General features: G+C 54.0%; 26 protein-coding genes and 2 tRNA genes. 19 read left to right on the top strand and 9 right to left on the bottom strand.

The window, feature by feature from the left end:
- Positions 1-46: 46 nt before the first annotated feature.
- Positions 47-421: a phasin family protein gene (locus GA0071314_RS08395; RefSeq protein WP_074396218.1), complete on the bottom strand. Its 375-nt coding sequence runs from the start codon at positions 419-421 to the stop codon at positions 47-49.
- A gap of 296 nt (positions 422-717) precedes the next feature.
- Between GA0071314_RS08395 and GA0071314_RS08400 the strand changes: the two genes are divergently transcribed.
- A complete protein-coding gene (locus GA0071314_RS08400; protein WP_074396219.1) occupies positions 718-2,094 on the top strand; it encodes a class II fumarate hydratase in 1,377 nt (458 codons plus the stop codon).
- A 24-nt stretch (positions 2,095-2,118) separates the two neighbouring features.
- Here GA0071314_RS08400 and GA0071314_RS08405 read toward each other — a convergent pair whose 3' ends face one another.
- Positions 2,119-3,189, bottom strand: coding sequence for an endonuclease/exonuclease/phosphatase family protein (locus GA0071314_RS08405; protein ID WP_074396220.1), 1,071 nt, complete (start codon positions 3,187-3,189; stop codon positions 2,119-2,121).
- A 189-nt stretch (positions 3,190-3,378) separates the two neighbouring features.
- Here GA0071314_RS08405 and GA0071314_RS08410 point away from each other — a divergent pair.
- Both GA0071314_RS08410 and GA0071314_RS08415 read left to right on the top strand, forming a co-directional pair.
- A tRNA-Val gene (locus GA0071314_RS08410) sits at positions 3,379-3,455 on the top strand.
- A gap of 62 nt (positions 3,456-3,517) precedes the next feature.
- Positions 3,518-3,594, top strand: a tRNA-Val gene (locus tag GA0071314_RS08415).
- Between the two features lie 86 nt (positions 3,595-3,680).
- Here GA0071314_RS08415 and GA0071314_RS08420 read toward each other — a convergent pair.
- The 4 genes from GA0071314_RS08420 to GA0071314_RS08435 all read right to left on the bottom strand — a co-directional run bounded on the left by GA0071314_RS08420 (position 3,681) and on the right by GA0071314_RS08435 (position 6,806).
- Entirely contained in the window at positions 3,681-4,160 is a 480-nt protein-coding gene (locus GA0071314_RS08420) for a GAF domain-containing protein (protein WP_074396221.1), read from the bottom strand.
- Positions 4,161-4,251: 91 nt separating this feature from the next.
- Positions 4,252-5,037: a MetQ/NlpA family ABC transporter substrate-binding protein gene (locus GA0071314_RS08425; RefSeq protein ID WP_074396222.1), complete on the bottom strand. Its 786-nt coding sequence runs from the start codon at positions 5,035-5,037 to the stop codon at positions 4,252-4,254.
- 91 nt (positions 5,038-5,128) lie between these two features.
- Positions 5,129-5,782 carry a methionine ABC transporter permease gene (locus GA0071314_RS08430; protein ID WP_074396223.1) on the bottom strand — a complete coding sequence of 218 codons (654 nt, stop codon included), beginning with the start codon at positions 5,780-5,782 and terminating at the stop codon, positions 5,129-5,131.
- Complete coding sequence (locus GA0071314_RS08435; protein ID WP_074396224.1) at positions 5,763-6,806, bottom strand: methionine ABC transporter ATP-binding protein; 1,044 nt, start codon at positions 6,804-6,806, stop codon at positions 5,763-5,765. The genes GA0071314_RS08430 and GA0071314_RS08435 overlap by 20 nt, the downstream gene beginning before the upstream one ends.
- A 436-nt stretch (positions 6,807-7,242) precedes the next feature.
- On the opposite strand from GA0071314_RS08435, the gene GA0071314_RS08440 reads away from it, so the two are divergent.
- From GA0071314_RS08440 to moaE, 10 genes are all read left to right on the top strand, one after another.
- On the top strand, positions 7,243-7,872 hold the full coding sequence (locus GA0071314_RS08440; protein WP_074396225.1) for a riboflavin synthase subunit alpha: 630 nt from the start codon (positions 7,243-7,245) through the stop codon (positions 7,870-7,872).
- A 218-nt stretch (positions 7,873-8,090) separates the two neighbouring features.
- On the top strand, positions 8,091-9,389 hold the full coding sequence (locus tag GA0071314_RS08445; RefSeq protein ID WP_074396226.1) for an NCS2 family permease: 1,299 nt from the start codon (positions 8,091-8,093) through the stop codon (positions 9,387-9,389).
- A gap of 30 nt (positions 9,390-9,419) precedes the next feature.
- Complete coding sequence (locus GA0071314_RS08450; RefSeq protein ID WP_074396227.1) at positions 9,420-9,965, top strand: adenine phosphoribosyltransferase; 546 nt, start codon at positions 9,420-9,422, stop codon at positions 9,963-9,965.
- Positions 9,966-9,973: 8 nt separating this feature from the next.
- Positions 9,974-10,453 (top strand): xanthine phosphoribosyltransferase, encoded by a 480-nt coding sequence (gpt, locus tag GA0071314_RS08455; RefSeq protein WP_074398484.1) that lies wholly within the window; start codon positions 9,974-9,976, stop codon positions 10,451-10,453.
- A gap of 2 nt (positions 10,454-10,455) precedes the next feature.
- Complete coding sequence (ung, locus tag GA0071314_RS08460) at positions 10,456-11,139, top strand: uracil-DNA glycosylase (RefSeq protein ID WP_172822098.1); 684 nt, start codon at positions 10,456-10,458, stop codon at positions 11,137-11,139.
- Positions 11,140-11,230: 91 nt separating this feature from the next.
- Positions 11,231-11,860 carry a uracil phosphoribosyltransferase gene (gene upp, locus GA0071314_RS08465; protein WP_074396229.1) on the top strand — a complete coding sequence of 210 codons (630 nt, stop codon included), beginning with the start codon at positions 11,231-11,233 and terminating at the stop codon, positions 11,858-11,860.
- An 81-nt stretch (positions 11,861-11,941) separates the two neighbouring features.
- On the top strand, positions 11,942-13,189 hold the full coding sequence (locus tag GA0071314_RS08470; protein ID WP_074396230.1) for a uracil-xanthine permease family protein: 1,248 nt from the start codon (positions 11,942-11,944) through the stop codon (positions 13,187-13,189).
- Between the two features lie 27 nt (positions 13,190-13,216).
- On the top strand, positions 13,217-13,780 hold the full coding sequence (mobB, locus tag GA0071314_RS08475) for a molybdopterin-guanine dinucleotide biosynthesis protein B (RefSeq protein ID WP_074396231.1): 564 nt from the start codon (positions 13,217-13,219) through the stop codon (positions 13,778-13,780).
- Positions 13,781-13,784: 4 nt separating this feature from the next.
- Positions 13,785-14,591, top strand: coding sequence for a cyclic pyranopterin monophosphate synthase MoaC (gene moaC / locus GA0071314_RS08480; protein ID WP_074396232.1), 807 nt, complete (start codon positions 13,785-13,787; stop codon positions 14,589-14,591).
- Between the two features lies 1 nt (position 14,592).
- Positions 14,593-15,045 (top strand): molybdopterin synthase catalytic subunit MoaE, encoded by a 453-nt coding sequence (gene moaE / locus GA0071314_RS08485; RefSeq protein WP_074396233.1) that lies wholly within the window; start codon positions 14,593-14,595, stop codon positions 15,043-15,045.
- A gap of 36 nt (positions 15,046-15,081) precedes the next feature.
- Here the strand turns inward: moaE and GA0071314_RS08490 are convergent, their stop codons facing one another.
- Positions 15,082-16,677, bottom strand: a complete 1,596-nt coding sequence (locus tag GA0071314_RS08490) for a ribonuclease J (protein WP_074396234.1) — start codon at positions 16,675-16,677, stop codon at positions 15,082-15,084.
- A 262-nt stretch (positions 16,678-16,939) separates the two neighbouring features.
- Here GA0071314_RS08490 and purU point away from each other — a divergent pair, with 262 nt between their 5' ends.
- Positions 16,940-17,794, top strand: coding sequence for a formyltetrahydrofolate deformylase (gene purU / locus GA0071314_RS08495; RefSeq protein WP_074396235.1), 855 nt, complete (start codon positions 16,940-16,942; stop codon positions 17,792-17,794).
- Positions 17,795-17,796: 2 nt separating this feature from the next.
- Here the strand turns inward: purU and lexA are convergent, their stop codons facing one another.
- A complete protein-coding gene (lexA, locus tag GA0071314_RS08500; protein WP_074396236.1) occupies positions 17,797-18,459 on the bottom strand; it encodes a transcriptional repressor LexA in 663 nt (220 codons plus the stop codon).
- A 256-nt stretch (positions 18,460-18,715) separates the two neighbouring features.
- Here lexA and GA0071314_RS08505 point away from each other — a divergent pair, with 256 nt between their 5' ends.
- The 4 genes from GA0071314_RS08505 to GA0071314_RS08520 are packed head-to-tail and all read left to right on the top strand — an operon-like array spanning position 18,716 to position 21,589.
- Positions 18,716-19,393, top strand: coding sequence for a TetR/AcrR family transcriptional regulator (locus tag GA0071314_RS08505; RefSeq protein WP_074396237.1), 678 nt, complete (start codon positions 18,716-18,718; stop codon positions 19,391-19,393).
- A complete protein-coding gene (locus GA0071314_RS08510) occupies positions 19,371-19,895 on the top strand; it encodes a L,D-transpeptidase (RefSeq protein ID WP_074396238.1) in 525 nt (174 codons plus the stop codon). The genes GA0071314_RS08505 and GA0071314_RS08510 overlap by 23 nt, the downstream gene beginning before the upstream one ends.
- Positions 19,896-19,952: 57 nt before the next feature.
- Positions 19,953-20,978, top strand: coding sequence for a beta-N-acetylhexosaminidase (gene nagZ / locus GA0071314_RS08515; RefSeq protein ID WP_074396239.1), 1,026 nt, complete (start codon positions 19,953-19,955; stop codon positions 20,976-20,978).
- A 32-nt stretch (positions 20,979-21,010) separates the two neighbouring features.
- Positions 21,011-21,589 carry a hypoxanthine-guanine phosphoribosyltransferase gene (locus GA0071314_RS08520; RefSeq protein WP_074396240.1) on the top strand — a complete coding sequence of 193 codons (579 nt, stop codon included), beginning with the start codon at positions 21,011-21,013 and terminating at the stop codon, positions 21,587-21,589.
- Between the two features lie 17 nt (positions 21,590-21,606).
- Here GA0071314_RS08520 and ppsR read toward each other — a convergent pair whose 3' ends face one another.
- Positions 21,607-22,440 (bottom strand): posphoenolpyruvate synthetase regulatory kinase/phosphorylase PpsR, encoded by an 834-nt coding sequence (gene ppsR, locus GA0071314_RS08525; protein ID WP_074396241.1) that lies wholly within the window; start codon positions 22,438-22,440, stop codon positions 21,607-21,609.
- Positions 22,441-22,667: 227 nt separating this feature from the next.
- Here ppsR and ppsA point away from each other — a divergent pair, with 227 nt between their 5' ends.
- On the top strand, positions 22,668-25,043 hold the full coding sequence (gene ppsA / locus GA0071314_RS08530) for a phosphoenolpyruvate synthase (protein WP_074396242.1): 2,376 nt from the start codon (positions 22,668-22,670) through the stop codon (positions 25,041-25,043).
- Positions 25,044-25,136: the final 93 nt, after the last annotated feature.

Consider the following 25,136-nt stretch of genomic DNA (forward strand, 5'->3'; position numbering starts at 1 on the left):
TTTTTGGATGTCACTATCGCAGCTTAGCTGCGTTTAGCGATCACTGTTAGGCTGTTTTAGCCATCTTGCTGGCAGCGGTTTGTGCCTGCTTGATGTTTTCTTCGGTGAGCTTTTGGCTTTTCTGCACGAAATCCTGTTGCAAGGAAACCACATTGTCAGCGTCGCTCTTCAGGCGTTCAGCCACTTCTTTCGCGACTTTTTGCTGGCCTTCCATATAGCTGCGTAGGCCTTCAGCGTCTTTAACGCTCATCAACTGACGCGCTTGGGCGATGTTGGTGTCCATGTAGGCTTTCTGAGCATCTAACTGGGTGTTGAACAGTTTTTCTGTCATGTCGACACTCAACGCGGCATAAGCGCGTACCGGTGCCATGAAGAAATTATCAAACTGTTGTGTCCATTCGTTAGTATTGAAAGTGCTCATAATTAAATCTCCTGATTAGCGGTGCTAACGCGTCTAGATAAAATGGGTAGCAACGCTAGACGAAATTTCGTCCGGTGGTGCTTTCCCTGATGTTCTGCGTTGCAGCATAGCAGGCGTTTTTGTGCAGTGCAACATTGGTGTTCAATGTTGCTTCAGACAGGTCACTTGAGTTTTACCCTGCGAACACTAGCCTAATAAGGCGAGACGCTGAATTGAGCTAACTATGTGCGCCAGTTAATGACCATGTGTAGCGGGCGACTCAGTATTTACCAGCCGATATCTATAAGGAGATCACCATGACAACGCGCCTTGAACGCGACAGTATGGGGGAATTGGAAGTTCCAATTGAGGCGTTATATGGCGCCCAAACCCAGCGCGCGGTTAATAATTTTCCTGTTTCACACACGCCGATGCCGGTTGCGTTTATTCATGCGATCGCACGGATTAAGCAGGCCGCCGCGCAGGCTAATTTAGCGCTGGGTGAGTTGGACGCCGACCGTGCGGAGGCCATTCAGCAGGCAGCGAAAGAGGTGATGAACGGCGAGCACGATGACCAATTTCCAGTGGATGTGTTTCAGACGGGCTCTGGCACTTCTAGCAACATGAACGTTAATGAGGTGATTGCCACCTTGGCGAGTCGCCAAGGGGTTGAGGTGTTACCCAATGATCATGTCAATATGGGGCAGTCAAGTAATGACGTGATTCCTACCGCGATACACGTATCGGCTGCACTGGCCGTACATGAGTCGCTGCGTCCGGCACTTGAGCATCTTCGCAACACGATTGATTCACGGGCGGCCGAGCTATCAAACGTGGTCAAAACCGGCCGTACGCATCTTATGGACGCCATGCCACTGCGTATGGATCAAGAGTTGGGGGCATGGTCGAGCCAGCTGGGCCAAGCCATTGAGCGCTTGGATAGCTGTATGACACGGCTGTGTCGTTTGGCTCAAGGCGGTACTGCCGTGGGCACTGGTATTAATGCGCCAGAAGGGTTTGCCGATCAAGTGGCGAAACAGTTAAGCAACCAAACAGGCTTGCCATTTACGCCCAATGATAGCTTCTTTGCGAGCATCGCTTCCCAGGATGCGGCCGTAGAGCTCTCCGGACATCTCAAGGGTTTAGCCTGCATTGTAATGAAGATTGCTAATGACTTGCGCTGGATGAATTCCGGCCCGCTGGCGGGGCTTGGTGAAATTGAGCTCGAGGCGCTGCAGCCGGGTAGTTCCATTATGCCAGGCAAAGTCAATCCTGTGATTCCGGAGTCTGCCGCTCAGGCTGCTGCACAGGTGATTGGGCTGGATACTGCGATTACCGTGGCGGGGCAGAGTGGTAACTTTCAGCTTAACGTGATGCTGCCGCTGGTCGCTTATAATTTGTTGACTGGTATATCGCTGATGAGCAATACCACGCGGCTATTGGCCGACCGTGCTATCGCGACGTTTAAAATTCGACAAGACAACATTGAAGGTCCGCTTGCCCGCAATCCAATTTTGGTCACGGCCCTTAACAGTGCGATTGGCTACAATGCGGCGGCGGCTATTGCCAAAGAGGCATATCAGACCGGACGACCAATTATCGATGTGGCCGAAGAGCACACCGACCTTGACCGTAATACCCTCGAGCGGTTACTTGATCCGAAGGCGCTGACGTTGGGCGGTGTGCCTGACTAATCACAGTAACGGCTAGCAGGCTCTTTACGTTTTCTGCTCTTCGCGTTGCCCCTGGCGGATCGTTTGGCTAGCCTCGCTTTCCTCTTCTGCGCTTGCCGTGGGTGTTTCATGCTCGTCCTTGCGGGCGGGCCGATAGCACAGCGTGGCAAGGATCGGAAAATGATCCGAACCAAAGCCTTTTAAGCGACGCATGTTGCCGAGCATGAAATGTTCACTCACAAAAATATGGTCGAGGGGCCAACGCAGTATTGGGTACTGGGCATGGAAGGTACTGAACATGCCACGACCGCGACGTGGATCCAGCATGCCGCCCACGCGGCAAAAGCGCCGCGTGGTACGTGACCAGGCAACGTCGTTAAGATCACCGGCTACTAGCGTGGGCTCAGGTGTTTTTTGGATCTTTTTACCGACCCATAACAGCTCGGCGTCACGCCAAAGCGATTTTTCGCTTTCGCCGGGCGCAGGTGGCCGAGGATGTACGGCAATCAGTCGGATCAAATCGCCACTAGGTAGCTTGACGTGGGTATGAATAGAAGGGATATCGTCTTGGATCAGCCACTCGATGGAAGTGTCTTCAAGCGGCAGGCGCGAGTAAAGATGCATGCCGTAGAGGTTGTCGAGAGGGATTTTAACGCTATGCGGCCATTGCGCCTCTAGCTCAGGATCCAACTGGTCTTGCCACCACTGATCAGATTCCAGGGTAAGAATGATGTCGGGTTGATGTGAATGGATTTGCTTGATCAAACCGGCGGATTGACGGTTCGGCGTTAGCACATTGGCAATGAGCAGTGTCACGTCCTGTGCTTGGTTGTCGACCTTGACCGAGTGAACCTGTTTTGGCCAGAGACGTGTCCAAGGAAGAATATAGCAGGCTTGTATGATGATCACGGTCAGGCAAGCGAGGAGCGTTATTATCTGCCACGTTGGCGATATGGGGAGCAGTAGCGCTGCTATCAAGCAAGCGATAGCGAGGCTTGCAATCTGCAAACGTGGAAACTCGCAGCTGCGAATCCACCACCAGCGTAGCCTAATACGGGCAATGAAAGTCGCTAGTAGTAAGACGATCGCGATGCTTCCTAGCATTAGGCCTAGCATGGCCGGTCTCCTTTTGTCGGGCGCTCGTCGATTTGGCGTGATACCAGTGTAGCACTTAGATTCTTTAGGCTGCGCATTTTGCAACGGGCTAAATACTCACCGTGTTGACGGGTCGTAAAAGCCCGGGGAAGTGGATAAATAGCTTGCAATTCAGTGCCGGAAACGTAAAATACGCATCCGTTGCTCGGCAGGACCATAGCTCAGTTGGTTAGAGCGCCACGTTGACATCGTGGAGGTCGGCGGTTCAAATCCGCCTGGTCCTACCATCACATTTTGTATAGTGGTTGATAGCGTTTGCTATTCAATGTAGTGATAGCTCACCTTTTATAGGACCATAGCTCAGTTGGTTAGAGCGCCACGTTGACATCGTGGAGGTCGGCGGTTCAAATCCGCCTGGTCCTACCAGATCACGCCCCCTCATTTAATGACGGGGCGTTTTTTGTATGGGCGAGTATCCGAGTAGCGCTATAAATCCGCTAAGGTGTCGGCTGTCAGGGCTTCCAAAGAGGTAAGTCTGTTTGGCGTTTAAAGGTCTCTATTAAGGCCTCAATGCCGGTTTGGTCTTCATGGCTAAAGCGTGCTTCCAGTGGGCTATCAATATCCAACACGCCCCACAGTTGACCATCGTTAACAATAGGCACAACCAACTCCGCCCGTGACGCACTATCGCATGCAATATGGTCGGCAACGCTATGCACGTCATCAATGCGCTGGGTGACTTGCTTTCGAGCCGCCGCGCCGCAAACGCCCTTGCTAAACGGGATCGGATGGCAGGCGGGCTTTCCCTGAAAAGGCCCTAACGCAAGCATCTCGGGCGTTCGTTGCAGGTAGAAGCCCACCCAATTCAAATGGGGGAGAGCCTGCATGATAAACGCACAGGTTTGCGCACTGTTGGTTAGCCAGTCACGGCTATCTAACAACGCCGCGAGTTGGCGATCCAAAAGATCATAGTCCACGGTATCAGCTGACATGTCATCTCTCACATTATGTTTCCTCGGCTATTAACGCACTGGGCCGACAGTAGTCGGCCCAGTTGTCTAACGTTAATGGCGGGGTGATTGATTATTCCCAGCCGGGGACGGCCGCGCCATCAAACAACTCTTCGGCTTTTTCAACCACTTCTTCGCTCTGGTAGGCGCTCACCAGTTGCTGGATTTCCTTACGGTCTTCATCACCGCCTCTAACCGCAATCAAGTTGACGTAAGGAGACTCAGGACCTTCTTTAATCAGCGCGTCGTCGAGGCTTAGGCCGGCAGGCTGTGCAAAGGTGTTATTGATGAAGGCCATATCCACATCCGGCAAAACGCGGGGAAGCTGGGCGGCTTCGATTTCGCGGAAGCGGTAATCGTTGGGGTTTTCCGCGATATCGATGGGAGTGGCTTCCAGATTTTCAGGGTCGTTGAGCGTGATGAGGCCTTCGTTATGCATTAAAATTAGCGCACGACCTTCATTGGAAGGGTCGTTAGGCAGCGCGATTTGCGCTCCCTCTGGCAGCTCTTCGATGCTGTCGTATTTCTCAGAGTATGCGCCAATAGGGTAAACAAAGGTGTAGCCTGCGATAGCGAAATCGTAGCCACGATCATTGACCATCGACTGCATGTAGGGCTCGTGCTGATAGGCGTTGGCATCGAGGCTGCCATCGTCTAAAGCGGCATTGGGCGTTACGTAATCCGTGAACTCAATGATTTCAACATCAAGGTTGTACTCTTCCTTGGCAATCCGCGCGGCGACTTCCATCACTTCGGTTTCAGGGCCGGCGACGGTGCCCATCTTGATACTGGCGGCTTGTGCGCTGGCGCTAACGGCCAGGGCTAATGCGGTAACGGTACTGAAGGCTAGCGTTTTCATCGCAACTCCTGTTATGTCTTGGTTTTCTTTTTGGTGATAATAAAGTTAATTTTAATGCTTTTTCGTTATATGTCTACTAAAAGCAGCGCCGCTATTTCCGGTCGGTTTTGCGTACCAAGTAGTCACCCATGCTTTGGAAGCCTTGTACCATAATAACCAGCACCACCACCGTGATCAGCATAACGGTAGGGTTAAAGCGGTTATAGCCATAGCGAATGCCAAGATCGCCAAGGCCGCCACCACCAACAGCGCCTGCCATCGCGGAGTAACTCACCAGCGTTACCAGGGTGATGGTGAGGCCGGTAATAATGCCTCCGCGTGCTTCAGGGATGAGAACTTTGACGATAATTTGCCACGGTGTTGCGCCCATGGACTGGGCGGCTTCAATCAAGCCCGGCGAGATTTCATTCAGCGCCCCTTCAATCAGCCGAGCGACGAAGGGAATTGCCGCAATGGTCAGCGGTACCGCGGCAGCATTGATGCCAATGGAGGTGCCCACCAACATCCGTGTAAAGGGAATAATCGCCACCATCAAAATAATAAACGGAATGGAACGACCCACGTTGGTCACAATGCCCAGCGTGTGGTTGAGTGCAGGCTTGGCTAAAATCTGTCTGGGGCGCGTCACGTAAAGCATGACACCTAGCGGCAACCCCAATAACGTTGAGATCACCCCTGATATTGCGACCATGTAAAGCGTGTCTAGCGTTGCCTGAAAAATAAGCTCAATCATTGCGCTGGACATAGCCAAGTACCTCTACCTGTAATTGATGATCTGCCAAGTAGTTCATTGCCGCTTGGGTTTGCTCAGACGTACCCAGTAGTTCAGCGATCATTAAACCAAGTGTGCGATCCTGGATCGATTCCACCTTGGCTTGGAGAATACTCACGTCGACGCCGCAATCGCGTGCTAAGCGGGAGATAAGCGGTGTGGACACCGCATCGCCTGAAAACGTCAGCCGTACAACAGGGTGTGCATTGACGCTCGAGTCGTCGCTGAGACGTTCAAGCAGTTCCTTGGGAGGGGTAAGCTGCAGGAAGTCGTTGAGAAACTCGCGACCTAACTGGGTGCGTGGTGCGGTAAAGAAATCGCCAACTTCAGCGTCCTCGACCAGTTCACCATCGGATATTAAGCTGACTCGATGGCAGATCGATTTAACGACCTCCATTTCGTGGGTAATCAACAAAATGGTAATACCCAACTGCTGATTGATATCGCGCAGCAGTTCCAGAATCGAGCTGGTCGTCTGGGGGTCAAGCGCGGAGGTGCCTTCATCGCAAAGCAGCACCTGAGGGTTGCTGGCCAGTGCGCGGGCAATCGCAACGCGCTGTTTTTGCCCGCCTGATAACTGGGCCGGGTACTGGTCTGATTTATCCGATAGCCCCACCAGATTGAGCAGCGGAGTGACGCGTTCTTGGATATCGCGGCGGGGTTGGCCCATCAACTCCAGCGGTAGCGCCACGTTGTCGAACACGCTACGCGTAGTAAGCAAGTTAAAATGCTGGAATATCATGCCGATCCGGTGACGAGCTTGATTAAGCGCTGTGGTGCTTAACCCCGTGATCTCTTGGCCATCAACGGTGACCGTCCCTTGGGTGGGGCGTTCTAGTAAGTTGACGCAGCGAATGAGAGTCGACTTGCCCGCGCCAGATAGGCCGATAACACCGTGAATGGCTCCTTTGGGGATCGCCAGATTGACGCCTTTGAGGGCGTGAACGGCGTCGCGGCCAGAACCATAGGTTTTGCTGACATTATTAAGTTCGATCATAGCGTCTGCCTTTCCTATAGGCCAAAGACGAAGGTGAGAGCGCAAGCGTAGGGCGGGAAATAAAAAAAGGCCACCCTGGCGGGTGGCCATCAACGCTGGACACACCCTTTTAGCTGCACTTCACCAAGCGTGTACTTGGTGGACGCCCGCAATCTGGGTACAAATCGGCGTCTTTACATTTGCGGCGAAAGTCTAAAGAGGCTGTAAAAGGAAGTCAATCTAAAAGCACAGTATCTTATGCGGTTGTGAATTATGGCAATTTTTTCAACTAAAAAATTGAATTATAAAAGTGTTAATTCCTTTTGGGGTAGGGCATCTATCATCTCGAGAGGCCTCCATCGCGTCGTCACTGCTTTAGTGGAGGAGACGTTTGGGGTGCACAAGAAGGTTCGTGCAGTAGTAAGCTTGCACGCGGATCATTTAATGCGAGGGCGCTATGTTCACTGGCATCGTGCAAGACAAGGTAGAGGTAGTGGAAGTACGCGAGCTTGATAAATTCCGTACCCACGTATTGGAAATGCCAGATGTACTGCGTGAGGGGTTAGCAATTGGCGCCTCAGTTGCGCATAACGGGGTGTGTTTGACGGTCACTGAGATTTCAGGTGATCGGGTGAGCTTTGATTTAATGCGTGAAACTTTGCGCCTGACCAATCTTGGTGCAATTACCCCCGGGCAATGCGTCAACATCGAGCGAGCAGCGCGCTTTGGCGATGAAATTGGCGGGCATGCCATGTCGGGTCATGTGATGTGCATGGCAGACGTAGTCGCCATTGATGAGGCGCCCAACAACCGTCGATTGTGGTTTGCGTTACCGGCCTCGATGGGGCGCTTTGTTTTTGAAAAAGGCTACATCGGTGTTGATGGAATAAGCCTGACGATCGGCGATGTGCGGGCTTCGACGCAGGGTGATGGTGTCGAGTTCAGCGTTAATCTTATCCCTGAAACACTGCATCGCACTACGCTCGGTGAGCGGTTGCCCGGCGATCAGGTCAATATTGAAATTGATCCCCAAACACAGGTCATTGTTGAAACGGTGGAGCGTGTTTTGGCGAGTCAGGCGCGCTGATCTTCGCTGCTGGCAAGCGTTATAGTGCATTTCTGACCGATTGGTTATAACGTGGCCTGAAGATTGCTTATGCTAAGCGATGAGGTTTAATAAGCGGGCGCTAGCCCGCTATCGACGGCTGCACAAGGTGTTCGCATCATGCGTGACCTTTCGGTAGTATGTGCGGCTTTTCGCGCTGCCAGGGCGCATCAGCGTTTACGCGAAGGATAAAAATACCTATGAATTTTCTGGATAAGCAATTCGGGCTTACCGAGCACCAAACCAGTGTTAAGACCGAGGTCATCGCCGGAATAACCACCTTCCTTACGATGGCGTACATCATCTTCGTTAACCCCAGTATCCTTTCTGAAGCTGGGATGGACTATGGGGCGGTGTTTGTCGCCACTTGCGTAGCCGCCGCTATTGGCTGTCTCATCATGGGGCTGTGGGCCAACTATCCGATTGCCCAGGCACCAGGCATGGGGCTCAACGCGTTCTTTACTTACGGTGTCGTCCTTGGGATGGGCTATACGTGGGAAGCGGCATTGGGGGCCGTGTTCTTCTCGGGTCTATGCTTTTTCTTGCTGAGTATTTTTAAAATTCGCGAGTGGATTATTAACTCTATTCCGCTCTCGCTGCGTTTAGGGATTGCCGCGGGTATTGGTCTGTTTTTGGCCATGATTGCATTGAAAAATGCCGGTATCGTGGTGGCTGATGACGCGACATTAGTTGCGCTGGGAGATCTCTCTGAACCGGCGGCACTCTATGCGCTGCTGGGCTTTTTCGTGATAACCGCTCTGTCCTATTTAAAGGTCACCGGTGCCGTCATGATCGGTATCCTGGGGATCACCATTGCGTCGATCGTGCTTGGGCATAACGAGTATGGCGGCCTTATGTCTATGCCGCCCTCAATTGCCCCTACCTTTATGGCAATGGATCTCATGGGGGCGCTTGATGTCGCCATGCTAAGCGTGATTTTCGCTTTTCTGTTTGTTGATCTGTTCGATACGTCAGGCACGCTGGTCGGTGTGGCACATCGCGGCAAGCTTTTAGATAAAGATGGCAAACTGCCGCGTCTGGGCCGGGCCATGATGGCCGACAGTACGGCTTCAATGGCCGGCGCTGCCTTGGGTACCTCCACCACGACCAGCTATATCGAGTCGACGGCGGGTATCGCATCGGGTGGCCGGACAGGTCTGACGGCGGTCGTCGTCGCCGTGCTGTTCCTGTTCAGTTTGTTCTTTGCCCCATTGGCAGGCTCAATTCCCGCCTTTGCGACCGCCGGTGCATTGCTTTATGTGGCTGTGCTAATGGCAGGTAGCTTGGCGCATGCCAACTGGGATGACCCGACCGACGCCGCGCCGGTGCTGATTGCGGCTCTGGCGATGCCGCTGACCTTTTCGATCGCCGAGGGTATTGCCCTTGGGTTTATTAGCTATGCGGCGATCAAAACCCTGTCGGGACGCTTTAAAGACCTTAATCCAGCAGTGATTATTCTGGCACTGCTGTTTGCGGTGAAATTTCTGTTTCTAGACTAACGTAATTTTATTAACCCAATGAGAGACGCGATGAGCATCTACGGCGATTACATTAAGTCCGTGATACGCACAGTGCCTGACTGGCCAGAAAAGGGGGTCAACTTTCGTGACATTACCCCGCTGCTGCAAAATAGTGCGGCATTTCGCAAGCTGATCGATAGCTTTGTACACCGCTATCAGGAAATGAACCTGGATGCCATCGCGGCTATCGACGCGCGTGGGTTTATCATTGGGGCTCCTTTGGCCTACGAGCTGGGCTGTAGCTTTGTCCCGGTGCGTAAGAAGGGTAAGCTGCCGTTTAAAACCATCAGCGAAACTTACACGCTCGAATATGGCCATTCAGAAGTTGAGCTTCATTCGGACGCTTTCCAAAAAGACGACCGCATCTTGCTGATGGATGACCTGATTGCTACCGGCGGGACCATGCTGGCCGCCGCGAATCTTATCCAGCGCAGCGGTGGGCATGTCGTTGAGACGGCCACCATTATTGATTTGCCTGAGCTGGGTGGCTCGCAAAGGATTCGCGACGCGGGCTACAGCGTTTTCGCGGTTTGTTCTTTCACCGAAGACGAGTAATGAACGATATGAGCAGCGAACGCTACCATCAGCATTTTACCGTCTCATGGGATCAGCTCCATCGCGATGTGCGCCAGCTTTGCCATCAGCTGGTCGAACGTGACTTCAATGGAATTGTGGCGATTACTCGTGGGGGGCTGATTCCTGCCGCCTTGATCGCGCGCGAGCTGAACGTGCGGCTCATCGATACCGTGTGTATCAAAAGCTATGACCACATGGATCAAGGTGGGCTGGATATTCTTAAAGGCGTTGATCACGACGGCGAGGGATGGCTGTTGGTCGATGACTTGGTCGACACGGGTAAAACCGCTCGTGCGGTGAGCGAAATGTTGCCCAAGGCGCATTTTGTTACCATCTATGCCAAGCCGGAAGGGCGTCCTTTGGTTGATCAGTATTTAACCGAAGTTGCCCAGCACTGCTGGATTCAGTTCCCCTGGGATATGGGCGTTGCCTATGTTGAACCACTGGTTGATCAAGTGAAGAAATAATCATGTCGAATCCGCTTCCCGACGACTGGAATCACTGGCTGGGAAATGAGTTTCAGGCTGACTATATGCGGTCACTGAAACGCTTTCTGGCTGACGAAAAAGCGGCCAAAAAAATCATTTATCCCCATTCATCTCAGTTGTTCCGCGCCTTTGAGTTAACGCCACTCAATGACGTAAAGGTGGTGATATTAGGTCAGGATCCTTACCACGGACCCAACCAAGCACACGGGCTATGTTTTTCGGTACAGGCGGGGGTGGCGGTGCCTCCTTCGTTGCTGAATATCTATAAAGAACTGGCCAGCGATGTAGGTGCCGAACCTGTTAGCCATGGGCATTTGGAAGCCTGGGCGAAGCAAGGAGTGTTGCTGCTAAACACGTCGTTAACGGTTGAGAGGGGCAATGCTGCGTCTCACCGAGGGAAAGGCTGGGAACCTTTCACGGATAGGGCGATTGAGACGGTGAGCGCGCATGCGCTGCCTAGTGTATTCCTGCTCTGGGGCAGTCACGCCCGCCAGAAGAAAACGCTGATTGATACACAGCGTCATTTGGTATTGGAAGCGCCGCATCCCTCCCCGTTATCTGCCCATCGGGGTTTTTTTGGAACCCGCCATTTTTCACAGGCGAATCGCTTTTTGGTCGAGCATGGGCGCGCTCCCGTTGAGTGGCAATTACCCGCCACCCCTTAACCTGGCGGCGGCTTACGGGTAGAATGCCGCCCAATTTTGCAAGTCTGCGACCAGCCGCGTTGCCTATCACCCCCTGCAGTGAGGACGTCCCATGAGTGTCTATTCCATTAATCATCCGCTTGTTCAGCATAAACTGGGACTGATGCGTGAAGTTGATATAAGCACCAAGAGCTTTCGGGAATTGGCAGGTGAAGTGGCTAAGCTTTTAACCTACGAAGCAACCAAGGACCTTGAGCTCGAAGATCACACTATTGAGGGATGGAATGGTGAACCTATTGCTACGAGGCGGCTAAAGGGTAAAAAAGTCACGGTTGTGCCGATCCTTCGTGCTGGGTTGGGTATGCTTGAGGGTGTCACTGATCTAATTCCCAGTGCGCGTGTCAGTGTCGTTGGGCTTTATCGTGACGAAGAGACGCTGCAGCCTGTTCCGTATTTTGCCAAATTTACCAATGACATCGAAGAGCGCATGGCAATCGTAATTGACCCCATGCTGGCGACCGGGGGGTCAATGGTGGCCACCTTGGATATGCTGCGTGAGCGCGGCTGCGAGCACATGAAGGTGATTGTATTGGTGGCGGCGCCAGAAGGTATCAAGCGTGTGCAAGAGGCGTATCCGGGCATAGACATTTACACAGCCGCGGTGGATGAGCGGCTGGATGAGAACGGCTATATCGTCCCAGGCTTAGGCGATGCTGGCGATAAAATCTTCGGTACAAGATAAGCCTTTCATGTTAACCGGCCCCTGGCGTCTTACGTTAGGGGCATTTTTTTGCCCTAGCATAAATCTGAGAGGAGCCGCGTGATGAAAGATGCCCCAAGCCAGCCTGAATCTTGGCCTAGAGTGTTGCTAACCGGGGCCCAAATGCTATTTGTGGCATTTGGCGCCTTGGTCTTAGTGCCACTGTTGACGGGGCTTGATCCGAGTGTGGCGTTGTTCACCGCCGGGGTCGGTACGTTGGTGTTTCATACGGTAACCGGCTTAACGGTACCGGTCTTTCTTGCCTCTTCGTTTGCCTTTATTGCACCGATTCAAGGGTCGATAGCTAACTTTGGTGTCTCGGCAACGCTCGGTGGTTTGATGGTGGCAGGGTTGGTATACGTGGCCATTTCGGCGGCGATCCGCGTGAAGGGAACCGAGTGGCTGCATCGCCTATTACCACCCGTCGTAGTAGGCCCGGTGATTATGGTTATTGGCCTGGCGTTGGCTCCAGTGGCGGTTGATATGGCCACCGGCGAAACCAGCGATCACATCGGTTATGGTGCGGCGCTGTTTTTATCCATGGTAAGTCTACTGGTTACCTTGGTCTTGGCTGTATTTAGCCGTGGATTGCTGCGTTTGATCCCTATTATGGGCGGCATAATAGTTGGCTATTGCCTGGCGCTGTTAATGGGCCTGGTCGACTTTACGCCGGTGCGTGAGGCTAACTGGTTGGCCATCCCTGCGTTTACTGCGCCAAGTTTTCACTGGGCGGCCATTCTGTTTATGATTCCTGTCGCGATTGCCCCAGCGGTGGAGCATATTGGTGATATGGTGGCTATTGGTTCGGTAACTCGGCGTAACTACCTGGAGAAGCCGGGGCTGCATCGTACGCTGTTAGGCGATGGTTTAGCGACCACGGTGGCCGCGCTATTTGGCGGCCCGCCCAATACTACATATTCAGAAGTAACGGGGGCGGTGACGCTAACCCGGGCGTTTAACCCTCGCTATATGGTGGTCGCGGCGGTACTGGCCGTTGCGCTGGCCTTTATTGCCAAGTTGGGGGCGCTTCTGCAAACCATCCCCGGGCCTGTAATGGGGGGGATTATGACGCTACTGTTCGGTTCTATCGCGGTCATCGGGATGAATACGTTGGTGCGTGCCGGGCATTCATTAACCGCCCCGCGTAATCTGGTCGTTGTCTCGTTGATTCTTGTTTTTGGTATTGGCGGCATGCAGGTGGGCGGTGGCCAGTTTACGCTGCAAGGCGTTAGCCTGGCGGCGCTGGTCGGTATTGCGTTGAACTGGATACTGCCAGCCGAGGAAAAAGCTGACGCTGGCGATGCTCACTAACCCTTGTCTATTTGGAGCAGCTCGCTTATGCAGTTGAATTCATCGCTAGCTTTTCCCGTGTTGGGGATTGCTGCCTGGAGTGGGACGGGGAAGACGACGCTGCTCGAGCAGTTGTTACCGCGGCTTCGGGCCGAGGGCATTAAGGTGGCGGTGATTAAGCATGCTCACCATCGCTTTGATGTCGACCAACCCGGGAAAGATAGCTATAAGCTACGCAGTGCCGGGGCGACACCTATTCTGGTCGCATCAAACCAACGCCTAGCGTTGATGCAGGAAACCCCAGGCGGTGAAGAGCCGGATTTAAATCAGCTACTGGCGATGATGGCTGTACACTCACCTGATCTGGTGCTGGTGGAAGGCTTTAAAGCATGGCCCTTGGCCAAGCTGGTGCTTTATCGTAATGGCATTGGGGACGCAGATATTCTACTAGGCCCAGGCGTTGAAGCCGTCGCGCTTGATGGGCCGTCGCCGGTCGCCTTGCCCGCTGCAAGGAGGCAGCTAGCGCTTAATGATACGGACGCCATTGCAAGTTGGATAATCGAATGGATGGCGGGCCAACGGCTCAATGATGTTTCACGCACTGATAGGTGACACCATGCAGTTAACTCATCTCAATAGCCGCGGCGAAGCCCGTATGGTAGACGTTTCAGATAAACAAGAGACGCGCCGCGAGGCGGTTGCATCTGGGCGCATTGTGATGCTTCCTGCCACCCTGACGCAGCTAAGTGAAGGCTCTTTACCTAAAGGTGATGTACTGGCAACTGCACGTATTGCGGGGATTCAGGCGGCAAAACGTACCCATGAGCTGATCCCGCTTTGTCACTCGTTGGCGCTTTCTAAAGTGGCCATTGAGTTTGATGTGGATCCCGCAGAAAGCTGTGTCCATGTTACCGCGAGTTGTCGATTAAATGGGCGTACCGGGGTCGAGATGGAAGCACTGACAGCAGTCTCGGTGGCCTGTTTAACGCTTTACGATATGTGTAAAGCGGTAGATAAAAGCATGCGTATTGACGCGGTACAGCTTGATAGCAAACGCGGCGGTCAGCGGGGAGAGTATCAGCGCGAGACCACGCCTGAAGCGCCGCCGCCGATTGTCACAGGCCAAGGCACCGCCGGTGAAGTCAGCTTGGGAGATCGTTGTCATTCGCCTTGCGTACTGGTCAAGTTTCTTGCCGAGCTGCGTGAGCAACTGGGTGAAAACGAACGGGTGGTGACTTTTGACCAACTGCCCAGTCGCGATATTGCGGGGCTGAAAGCCGCTTTAGCGGCTCAGGACGAACGCTTTCAACTATTGCAGGACCAACGCACGCTTTGTGCGATCAACCAGGTCATGGCCAACGATGGCGCGCGAATTACCGACGATGACGAGGTGGCTTTTTTCCCACCCGTTACAGGGGGCTAAGATGGATATTAGCATCCGCGTTCAAGCGGCGCCTTTTGATATGGCCTATGGTTATGATGCCTGCATCGCCGGACGCACGGATATAGGAGGGGTTGTTAGCTTCACTGGGCTGGTACGTGACTTTAACGAAACCCCTGACGTTACGGGGCTGACCCTGGAGCACTATCCAGGAATGACCGAGGCCACCCTCCAGCGTATTGCTGAGCAGGCGGGGCAGCGCTGGTCACTCAACGCCGTTACGATTATTCACCGAGTGGGGCATATGCGTCCGGGTGATGCCATTGTTAGAGTGCTAGTGGCAAGCGCGCATCGCCGGGAAGCCTTTGAGGCCTGTGATTTCATTATGGACTGGTTAAAAACCCAAGCGCCTTTTTGGAAAAAAGAACACGGCCTTCAGGGTGATTACTGGGTTAAAGAGCGCCGTTCAGATATCGACGATGCCGCCCGCTGGTAATTTCGCAGGCCGACAGAACGGCGAAGTAGCGTTGTCTTAATCGTCAACGATGGGAGCAGGCAGTTCGCTGGCCATAATCTGCAGGTGAACATCAGGTAAATGCTGTAGCCGCTCGGCTAACCAGGCGATTAAACGCGGCTGGAGGCCAAGTCTCAGGTCCGCTAACGTATCAGCGTGCAGTTCGGCAAGCTGGTCATCCAACCATTCGCTGAAGCTGTCTTCGTCCAGCGCATTGGCGCTTGTGTTATCCAGCATTAGGCGTCCAATGCGCGCCCAGCCGGTAGTCGTAGCGGTAACTGGCAGCGCTAAATAAAGGCTGCCCCGGCGCGGGTGGGCGCTACTGTCGCTTTCCAGCCCAGGGTGGGGGACAACACTGTTCTGACTGACGATGCATGGTGGTTGCGGGTAGTGCTGCTCGTGATGCAGCCCCTCTTGATCAAAGCGAATCATGTCGCCATTGACGGGTGCTAGCGGTGCATTAATACCAAGAGTCGCCGCTAGCTGTTGATGGGCCTGTTGATGTTGGCTTTCCCCGTGGACAGGCAGCAGGTGTCTTGGCATTAACCACTCATAAAAGCGAGTCATTTCCTCCTGTGCCGGGTGCCCCGTCGCGTGTAGTTCGGGGTGGCTGAATTCATCGAAGAGCCGAACGCCAAGTTGTTGCAAACGCTTTTTTAGCTGCTCAATGGGTCGCTCATTCCCGGGAATCGCTTTCGCGGAAAAAATCACGTTGTCGCCTGGCTGTAAATCAACGTGAGGGTGACGGCCCTGAGCAAGCCGTTGAAGCGCAGCACGCGGCTCGCCTTGGCTGCCTGTGGCAATGACGACGACTTCATCGGGGGGGAGGTAACCGAGGTCGTGGGCGGGCACTAACGTCGGAAAATCGTCCAAATAGCCGAGACCGCGGGCGACGCCTACCATGCGTTCCATTGAGCGTCCCATCAAACTAACACGCCGTCCGCACTGATAAGCTGCGCGCCCAATTGCCAACACGCGGGCTAAATTACTGGCGAAGCAGGAAACAATCACTCTGCCTTCGCAGGCGGCGAGCGTTGCGGCAAGTGCTCGGGCGACATCACCTTCGCTGCCCGAGTGGCCTGGCATCGGAGCGTTAGTGGAATCGCCTATCACCAAGTCAACTGGCGCGAGTGCCTTGAACTGTGCTTGATTGATCGGCTCACCGATGATCGGCTCGGGATCAAGCTTCCAGTCCCCGCTATGCAGCACGCGGTAGAGACCTGCCATGACGATCAACGCGCAGCTCTCGGGTATTGAGTGAGGAACCGCCAGATAGCGAAGGATGAAAGGGCCGCTTTGCAAGGCCTCACCGGGCTCGACTACATGGATGGCGGCGCTGCTGAGTTGATGCTCGGCAAATTTGAGACGCAATAAGCCTGCCGCCAGGGGCGTGGCATAAATGGGGCATTGCCAGTGAGGCCAGAGCCAGGCAACTGCGCCAATATGGTCTTCATGCCCGTGGGTGATATACAGCGCTTTAGGCGCGATGCCCAATGCTTTCGGCGTCGCCAGGTTGGGGACTTGGAGCGGAGCGTTGGGTAAATCCTGACGAATCATCATGCCGCAATCCACGGCGATCCAGTGATCCTCGTAGCCATATAGCGTCAGATTCATGCCAATCTCCCCACAACCGCCTAACGGCAAGATGCGCAATGGGGGGCGACGACGGGGACGAATATGAGCGCGCGGTGGATGCATCAGAGTAATAAAGCCTAAAAAATAATTCCTCAACTATACGGTAAGCGGCGGTCGGCTAACAATCATCGCCGTGACAGTCGATGATTGCGGGCGTCGCATTGGGTACACTAGACGTTTGTTGAATGCCCATGGACGGCCATGACAATAGCCGCGTGGTAAACCGTTAAGAGTAATGACTATGTCGCATTTTTATCGTTTAGTGGTGTCCTGCCCAGACCAGGTGGGAATTGTGGCGGAAGTATCGAGTTTTATTGCCGCGCAAGGCGGGTCTATTACTGAGGCTAGTCAGCATTCTGATCTGCAAACCGGGCGTTTTTTTATGCGCTACGAAATATTAGCGGATTCATTGGGTATGTCGGCGGAAGCGTTACGTTCGGCCTTTGAACCTGTGGCTGCGCAGTTTGATATGCAGTGGGCGTTGGTCGATACCCAGAAGCGTCGGCGGGTCGTGTTGATGGTATCGCGAGAATCACATTGTTTGGTTGATTTACTCTACCGCTGGCAGGTAGGTGAGCTTGATTGCGATATTGTTGGCGTGATATCGAATCATGATGATATGCGGTCGTTAACCGAGTGGTACGGTATTCCCTATCACCATGTTCCCGTGGATCCCAAGGATAAACCAGCGGCCTTTGGGCAAGTGCAAGCGCATATTGACCAAGCGCGAGCAGACTGCGTGGTGTTGGCCCGCTATATGCAAATTCTGCCGCCAGCGTTGTGCCAGCGCTATGCGGGGCAGGTGATCAATATCCACCACAGCTTTCTGCCCTCATTTGCCGGTGCCAAGCCGTATCACCAAGCCTATGAGCGCGGTGTAAAGCTAATAGGCGCAACTTGCCATTACGTTACCCAAGAGCTGGATGCGGGACCTATCATTGAGCAAGACATCCACCGGGTCAGTCACTGTCATACACCGACGGCTCTGGTGCGCTTTGGGCGTGACGTGGAAAAAGCCGTGCTAGCACGAGGTCTTCGTTGGCACTTGGAAGACCGCGTGCTGGTGCACGGTAATAAAACCATCGTGTTTAGCTAGCGTTAGCCAAGCGCTTGGCCATTGCCACCGCGGATAACGCCGACGCCCACACCTTCGATTTCGAGTGGCTGGCTACGTAGGTCGATCTCGATCGGGGCAAAGTCGGTGTTTTCCGCGATTAAAGTGACGTGATGGCCTTCGCGTTTAAAACGCTTAACGGTCACTTCATCTTCCAGGCGGGCAACGACAATTTGCCCATCCCGAATGTGCTGGGTACGGTGTACAGCGAGCAGGTCGCCTTCCAGAATGCCGATGTTTTGCATTGAAAGCCCGCGCACACGTAACAAATAGTCCGCTTTGGGCGTGAAGTAGTCGGCGGGTAAGGGGCAGTAGCGGTCAATGTGCTCGGCGGCCAGGATAGGACTGCCTGCCGCGACTTCGCCAATAATAGGTAAACCCGTCGCCTGATCCGTTGCTGATGGTTGGGTATCAAGCGTCTCCTGGGGCTCTTGGTTGGGTAAGCGGATACCGCGGGATGTGTTGCGGATGATGCGTATGACGCCCTTGCGCTCAAGTGCCCGCAAATGCTCTTCTGCCGCATTGGGCGAGCGAAACCCTAGCGCTTTGGCGATTTCGGCCCGGGTAGGCGGATAGCCAAACTCGGCCATGGTTTTGACAATAAAGTCGAAGACATTTTGTTGACGAACAGTTAACGGCCGCGACATACCAGCCTCCAATTGAATAAGTGGGCAAGACAGCGTCTGTTTACCTTTTGGCTATGTGGTTAAGTATACAGTATGTTTCCCTGTCCAGTATATCTTTGAGTTAGTCTGGCTAACAACCTGATGTATAAGGAGATGCGGTTGCGCTACAGGTGCGTCTTTTATCGCCAGGTAAACGTTGAGAGCTATCTAGCGATAACGTAGTATCCTAGTTTGTTTAAAACAGCCGTTTTTATGGACCGTTTTTATGGAGAGCAGCATGGCTCAATCGGATACGGTGACGCGCATTCTAGATACTGCGGAAGTGCTCTTTGCAGAGCGTGGTTTTGCCGAGACGTCCTTACGCAATATTACCAGTAAGGCGCGAGTCAACTTGGCCGCGGTGAATTATCACTTTGGCTCTAAAAAAGCGCTTATTCAGGCGGTATTCGCGCGTTATCTGGATCCGTTTTCGCAGCGTTTTCATAGTGCTCTAGACGATCTTGAAGCTCGCTATGAAGGGCGCGATATTCCCCTTGAGGTGCTGCTCGAAACCATGGCGACAACCGTGCTGACGGTGCCCGCTGAGCGCAATAGCCTAAAAGTCTTTATGCGTTTGCTTGGCCTTGCGTACAGCCAAGCCCAGGGCCATTTGCGCCGCTACATTCAGCAAGAATACGGGGATGTCTTTAGCCGATTCACTGATTTAGTGCGCCGCGCCACTCCTGATTTGCCGGACGCCGAGCGCTTTTGGCGGCTACACTTTATGTTAGGTACCGTCATCTTTACGCTTTCGGGACTGGATGCGCTGCGCGATATTGCTGAAAAGGATTACCACCAGCACGTCACGGTGCGCGACTTGGTTCGCCGCCTTCGACCGGTGGTGGTGGCGGCAATGAACGCGCCGCTACCTGACGAGAAAGACATTGAGAATCATGCAGACACCGTCGCTCATTGAGTTGCCTCCCCGCCAGGCGTTATGGCTCGAAATTGCCATTCAGGCACAGCAGTTACGTGCCTGGCAAGGCGATGTATGTCGCTATGAGTGTAATATTTCCACCGGGCGTGCCGGCGTTGGGTGTCAAGACGGGAGTGGGAAAACGCCTATTGGCTGGCACTATATTCGCGCCGCGATTGGCGGTAATGCCCCGGAAAACGCCGTGTTTAAAGGCCGTCGCTGGACGGGGGAAGTGTTTAACACTGAGATGGCTGCTGAGTTCCCTGAGCGAGATTGGATTCTGACGCGCATTCTATGGCTATGTGGACTTGAATCGGGGTTAAACCGTGGCGGCCTGGTGGATTCGCAGCGTCGTTATATTTATCTGCACGGTACGCCGCCGGATCAACCAATGGGCCAGCCAGCCTCGCATGGTTGTGTGCGTTTGCGTAATGACGACCTCCTTTGGCTCTTTGAACAGGCCCCACCCGGAACGCCTGTCTGGCTTCACGACAGGCATTGATCGTTGGATTCACGCTAATCATCGTCTAGTATTGGCGCTTTTTTTGGACATCCCGCTATGACACATCCATTAGGCTCGGTCATGTTGGACCTTGAGGGGACCACGTTGACCGCTGCAGACCGGCAGTTGCTGAAAACGCCCGCGGTGGGAGGCGTCATCCTATTTTCGCGCAATGTCGAAGACGCCTATCAGGTACGTCGATTGTGTGGCGAGTTGCGCAAGTTACGGCCTGATTTGTTGTTGGCAGTGGACCAGGAGGGCGGTCGCGTTCAGCGCATCAAGGAAGGATTGACGCGCCTGCCGCCGATGGCGCGTCTCGGTGAGTATTATCAGCAGGATCGCGCGGCGGCGCTTGCCTTTACCCAGGATGTTGGGTGGCTACTGGGCATGGAGATGGCCGCCTGCGGCTTGGATATTAGTTTTGCCCCCGTGCTGGACGTTGACAGCGGATTGTCCAGCATGATTGGTGATCGCAGCTTTGGCCCTGAGCCCGAGCAAGTCAGCGAATTGGGCGGGGCGTTAGTGGCGGGGCTTCATGACGCCGGTATGGCGGCGGTTGGCAAGCATTTCCCAGGGCATGGCGGCGTGGCGGCGGATTCGCATCTTGCGCTGCCGATTGACGATCGCTCGTTTGAAGCCCTGAAACAACACGATCTGATTCCCTTTAGCGCTCTGGCGAAAAAGCTCGATGGAGTCATGCCCGCGCATATTGTGTACTCGGCCTTTGACTCGCGACCCGCTGGTTTTTCGCCTAGCTGGCTTGGCATGCTTCGCCAGTCGCTGGAGTTTAGAGGTTGCATCTTTTCAGATGACTTGAGCATGGCTGGTGCTCATCAAGCCGGGGGGCCACGCGAACGTGCGGCGGCTGCGTTGGCAGCGGGTTGCGATATGTTGCTGGTATGCAATGATCGTAATGCGGCGCTTGAAGTGGTGTCCGCCGTCCCCGCACCCCAGTCCGTCCGGCCTGGAAAACTTCGCTATAAGCGTGCTCGGCCAGACTTGGATGCATTGCCCGCGCTCAGCCGCTGGCGTCGCACGCATGCCCAGCTTGAGGCAATGGCGACCCTGTCAACTGGCAATTAAAGACCGTTTTTACCCAGCAGGTTGGAATTTTAATGGCAAAGCTAGATAAAGAAGCGCTCGCGTCGCTCGACTCCATGCGCGAGCTAATGGACAACGCCGACTGTTTGATTTCCCAGCAGCAGGTGGAGCAGGCGCTGGACCGTATGGCCGAACAGATCAGCGACGATCTAGGCGATAAACTGCCGGTTTTTTATTGCGTCATGAATGGCGGGTTGATTACCACTGGTCACTTGTTAACCCGACTGGGGTTTCCCCTTGAGGTGGATTACTTACATGCCACGCGCTACCGCAATGAAACCCGCGGTGGTGAGCTGTTCTGGCGGGTGTCGCCGGAAATCCCCATGGCCGGACGGCACGTGGTCATCGTCGATGACATTCTAGATGAAGGGACGACATTGGCTGCGATTCTGAATTACTGTCAGGAAGCGCAAGCGGCCAGTATTACCACGGCGGTGCTGGTCGATAAGCGTCATGACCGAAAAGCAGTCCCTGGTTTAAAAGCGGACTATTGCAGTCTGGAAGTTGCCGACCGTTACGTGTTTGGTTTTGGCATGGACTACAAAGGCTACTGGCGTAATGCCCCAGGGATTTTTGCACCCAAGGGCATGTGAGCCTGCGATTTCCGGGGTTAGCGGGGCGAAAAACGCCGCGCTAACCCGGTTTCGGCAATCATGCGAGTGGATATCTCTTCCACTGAGAAACGAGTGGCATCGATGTAAGGCACATGCAGTCGTCGATACAACGCTTCGGCCTGCTCAATTTCCTGCATACATTGATCCATCGAGCTATACCGACTATTAGGTCGGCGCTCGTTGCGGATCGCCGCCAGACGCCGTGCGTCAATCGTTAGGCCAAATAATTTGTGCCTGTGGGGTGCGAGTGCCTTGGGCAGTTTTAGCATCCCATCTTCATCCAGGTCGTCTTCTGTAAGCGGGTAGTTGGCGGCGCGAATACCAAACTGTAAGGCCAGATAGAGCGAGGTAGGTGTTTTGCCGCAGCGCGATACGCCTACCAGGATGATATCGGCTTTATCGTACTGATGGGTGCGCGCCCCATCGTCGTTATCCAACGCGAAATGCACTGAGTGAATGCGATCCATGTAGACGTCGTCGCTACCAATCGAGTGCGTTCGCCCCACGCTATAGGACGAATGGGTGGCGAGTTCCTGCTCCAGAGGTTCAAGAAACGTAGAGAAAATATCTACCTTGAAGCCGGAGGCTTGACGAATCACGTCGCGGATTTGTTGGTCGACAATCGTATCGATAATAATTGGCCTTTGGCCGTCGTGGACCGCCGTGGCGTCGATGATCTGAGCTAAGGCCTTAGCTTTTTCCACGGTGTCGATATAAGGCTTGGTTTGCATATTGATCTCGACATCACTGAATTGGGCTAAAAGGCTCCTGCCCAGACTCTCGGCGGTAATGCCGGTCCCGTCCGAAATAAAAAAAGCCGTGCGCTGCATGGTATTCGCTCCCCGTAACGTTGCGCATATTGTGTGCTGGGATAGCGTTGGGCACAACTGTGCTTGATCGGTGACTACAACAAACGCTCAAAAATGCCACCTGTTGTAAAAATCCTCCACTCTCTTCGCTATTAGACTAATGGCGAATACGCAGAGGCGGTGCTAGGGTGAGCGCATTCATCTTCAGCGGTTGACATGACCGCTGGCCTATTGAGCGAGGGGGTTGCGTGAACAATTACATTCTATGGTTCGATCAACTGGGCATGGCCGACGTCGAACGCGTGGGTGGTAAAAATGCCTCGCTTGGCGAAATGATCTCCAATTTATCCGGGGCAGGGGTTACCGTTCCCAGCGGGTTCGCGACGACGGCTCACGCCTACCGCGAATTTCTTGCCCATGAGGGACTCAATGAGCGTATCAACCAGACCCTGGCGCGTCTCGACGTTGATGACGTTAAGGCGCTGGCTGAAGCGGGCAAAATGATACGCCAGTGGGTCATTGATACGCCGTTACCCCCCACCTTTGAAAACGAACTGCGCGCTGCGTACGAGACGCTTCAGCAGCGTCATCCTGCGTTAAAAGCCGCGGTGCGCAGCTCGGCCACCGCTGAAGACTTGCCCGATGCCTCCTTCGCTGGACAACAGGAAACCTTCCTCAATATCGAGGGGTTTGACAATATCAAGCGTGCTGTCCACGAAGTCTTTGCGTCACTGTTTAATGACCGAGCGATTTCTTACCGGGTTCATCGTGGGTATGCGCATGAGAATGTTGCGCTGTCGGCGGGCGTGCAAAAAATGGTGCGCTCTGAAACCGGCGCGTCGGGCGTCATGTTTACGTTGGACACCGAGTCGGGTTTCCGCGATGCGGTATTCGTTACAGCGTCTTGGGGGTTAGGCGAAACCGTTGTGCAAGGGGCCGTTAACCCAGATGAATTCTATGTTCACAAGCCGACCCTGGCGGCGGGGCGCCCTGCGGTACTTCGGCGTAACCTGGGTTCAAAACTGATCAAAATGGTCTATGGCGAAGATGCCAGTGCGGGTAAATCGGTTGAGACTATCGATGTGCCGTTAGTCGATCGTGGGCGTTTCTGCATTAACGATCAACAGGTGATGGCATTGGCGCGACAAGCCGTGACCATTGAACAACACTACCAACGACCCATGGACATTGAGTGGGCGCTGGACGGCGACGATGGTGAACTATACATTGTGCAGGCGCGGCCAGAAACCGTCGTGTCGCAGCAGGAAGGCGGCAAGCTTGAGCGTTTCCACCTGCGCGAGAAAGGCCGCACCCTGGTCACCGGCCGCGCGATCGGCCAGCGCATTGGCCGTGGTACTGCCAAGATAGTCATGACCCCTGACGACATGGATAAAATCCATGATGGCGATGTATTAGTGACCGATATGACCGACCCTGATTGGGAACCGATCATGAAGCGCGCTTCAGCCATCGTGACCAACCGTGGGGGTAGAACCTGCCATGCGGCGATTATTGCTCGGGAACTGGGAATCCCTGCCGTCGTCGGCTGTGGCGATGCCACCACGCGATTGAGCGAGGGCAGCGACGTTACCGTGTCATGCGCCGAAGGGGATGCCGGTCATGTTTATGAGGGGCTGCTGGCCTTCGACTGTAAAGTTTCTAACGTCGATACCATGCCCGAGATCCCCTTCAAGATCATGATGAACGTGGGTAACCCGGACCGCGCGTTTGGGTTTGCCGGTCTTCCTCATGCCGGGGTGGGGCTTGCGCGACTTGAGTTCATTATTAACCGCATGATTGGCGTTCATCCCAAAGCGCTGCTGGAGTACGACACACTGCCGTCTGATCTGCAGCAGGTGATTGATATGCGTACCGCCGGCTATGCCGATCCGGTCAGCTTTTACGTTGATAAGCTTGTAGAAGGTATTTCGACGTTGGCGGCAGCCTATTATCCTCAGCGCGTCATCGTGCGGCTTTCCGACTTTAAGTCAAACGAGTACGAAAACCTGATTGGTGGCAAGCTTTACGAACCCGGCGAAGAGAATCCGATGCTCGGTTTCCGGGGGGCTTCACGCTATATCTCAGAGGCGTTCCGTCCCTGCTTTGAGCTTGAGTGCCGGGCGCTCAAGCGTGTGCGAGAAGAAATGGGGCTTGATAACGTTGAAATTATGGTGCCTTTCGTTCGCACGACAGAAGAAGCTCGCGAGGTGGTCGAACTGCTGGCGACCAACGGTCTCAAGCGTGGCGATAATGGCCTTAAGGTCATTATGATGTGCGAACTACCCGCCAACGCGCTGCTTGCGGATGAGTTTCTTGAGCATTTCGATGGTTTCTCGATTGGTTCCAACGACCTAACACAGCTAACCCTTGGGTTGGATCGCGACTCCGGTATCGTGGCGCATCTCTTTGACGAGCGAAACGAAGCGGTCAAAAAGCTGCTGTCGATGGCCATCAAGGCCTGTAAAGCCCAGGGCAAATACGTCGGCATCTGCGGCCAGGGGCCTTCTGATCACCCTGATTTTGCGAAGTGGCTGATGGAGCAGGGCATCGATTCAATATCGCTCAACCCAGACGCAGTGATTGAAACCTGGTTTATGCTGGCTGGCGAAACCATCGCAGAATAATAATTAGCAGGCTAGTTGATAAGCGCCCGGCCATTGTGCTGGGCGCTTGGGTTTAATAGGCTAGCGATCTAACGCGGTTGGATTGAACGAATT

Source organism: Halomonas sp. HL-93, from assembly GCF_900086985.1.
In the GTDB taxonomy this organism is placed as follows: Bacteria; Pseudomonadota; Gammaproteobacteria; order Pseudomonadales; family Halomonadaceae; genus Vreelandella.

What these genes read in the sequence shown, in the direction of transcription:
- GA0071314_RS08395 (WP_074396218.1), bottom strand. Translation starts at nt 421, where the DNA reads ATGAGCACTTTCAATACTAACGAATGGACACAACAGTTTGATAATTTC.
- GA0071314_RS08400 (WP_074396219.1), top strand. Translation starts at nt 718, where the DNA reads ATGACAACGCGCCTTGAACGCGACAGTATGGGGGAATTGGAAGTTCCA.
- GA0071314_RS08405 (WP_074396220.1), bottom strand. Translation starts at nt 3,189, where the DNA reads ATGCTAGGCCTAATGCTAGGAAGCATCGCGATCGTCTTACTACTAGCG.
- GA0071314_RS08420 (WP_074396221.1), bottom strand. Translation starts at nt 4,160, where the DNA reads ATGTCAGCTGATACCGTGGACTATGATCTTTTGGATCGCCAACTCGCG.
- GA0071314_RS08425 (WP_074396222.1), bottom strand. Translation starts at nt 5,037, where the DNA reads ATGAAAACGCTAGCCTTCAGTACCGTTACCGCATTAGCCCTGGCCGTT.
- GA0071314_RS08430 (WP_074396223.1), bottom strand. Translation starts at nt 5,782, where the DNA reads ATGTCCAGCGCAATGATTGAGCTTATTTTTCAGGCAACGCTAGACACG.
- GA0071314_RS08435 (WP_074396224.1), bottom strand. Translation starts at nt 6,806, where the DNA reads ATGATCGAACTTAATAATGTCAGCAAAACCTATGGTTCTGGCCGCGAC.
- GA0071314_RS08440 (WP_074396225.1), top strand. Translation starts at nt 7,243, where the DNA reads ATGTTCACTGGCATCGTGCAAGACAAGGTAGAGGTAGTGGAAGTACGC.
- GA0071314_RS08445 (WP_074396226.1), top strand. Translation starts at nt 8,091, where the DNA reads ATGAATTTTCTGGATAAGCAATTCGGGCTTACCGAGCACCAAACCAGT.
- GA0071314_RS08450 (WP_074396227.1), top strand. Translation starts at nt 9,420, where the DNA reads ATGAGCATCTACGGCGATTACATTAAGTCCGTGATACGCACAGTGCCT.
- gpt (WP_074398484.1), top strand. Translation starts at nt 9,974, where the DNA reads ATGAGCAGCGAACGCTACCATCAGCATTTTACCGTCTCATGGGATCAG.
- ung (WP_172822098.1), top strand. Translation starts at nt 10,456, where the DNA reads ATGTCGAATCCGCTTCCCGACGACTGGAATCACTGGCTGGGAAATGAG.
- upp (WP_074396229.1), top strand. Translation starts at nt 11,231, where the DNA reads ATGAGTGTCTATTCCATTAATCATCCGCTTGTTCAGCATAAACTGGGA.
- GA0071314_RS08470 (WP_074396230.1), top strand. Translation starts at nt 11,942, where the DNA reads ATGAAAGATGCCCCAAGCCAGCCTGAATCTTGGCCTAGAGTGTTGCTA.
- mobB (WP_074396231.1), top strand. Translation starts at nt 13,217, where the DNA reads ATGCAGTTGAATTCATCGCTAGCTTTTCCCGTGTTGGGGATTGCTGCC.
- moaC (WP_074396232.1), top strand. Translation starts at nt 13,785, where the DNA reads ATGCAGTTAACTCATCTCAATAGCCGCGGCGAAGCCCGTATGGTAGAC.
- moaE (WP_074396233.1), top strand. Translation starts at nt 14,593, where the DNA reads ATGGATATTAGCATCCGCGTTCAAGCGGCGCCTTTTGATATGGCCTAT.
- GA0071314_RS08490 (WP_074396234.1), bottom strand. Translation starts at nt 16,677, where the DNA reads ATGAATCTGACGCTATATGGCTACGAGGATCACTGGATCGCCGTGGAT.
- purU (WP_074396235.1), top strand. Translation starts at nt 16,940, where the DNA reads ATGTCGCATTTTTATCGTTTAGTGGTGTCCTGCCCAGACCAGGTGGGA.
- lexA (WP_074396236.1), bottom strand. Translation starts at nt 18,459, where the DNA reads ATGTCGCGGCCGTTAACTGTTCGTCAACAAAATGTCTTCGACTTTATT.
- GA0071314_RS08505 (WP_074396237.1), top strand. Translation starts at nt 18,716, where the DNA reads ATGGCTCAATCGGATACGGTGACGCGCATTCTAGATACTGCGGAAGTG.
- GA0071314_RS08510 (WP_074396238.1), top strand. Translation starts at nt 19,371, where the DNA reads ATGCAGACACCGTCGCTCATTGAGTTGCCTCCCCGCCAGGCGTTATGG.
- nagZ (WP_074396239.1), top strand. Translation starts at nt 19,953, where the DNA reads ATGACACATCCATTAGGCTCGGTCATGTTGGACCTTGAGGGGACCACG.
- GA0071314_RS08520 (WP_074396240.1), top strand. Translation starts at nt 21,011, where the DNA reads ATGGCAAAGCTAGATAAAGAAGCGCTCGCGTCGCTCGACTCCATGCGC.
- ppsR (WP_074396241.1), bottom strand. Translation starts at nt 22,440, where the DNA reads ATGCAGCGCACGGCTTTTTTTATTTCGGACGGGACCGGCATTACCGCC.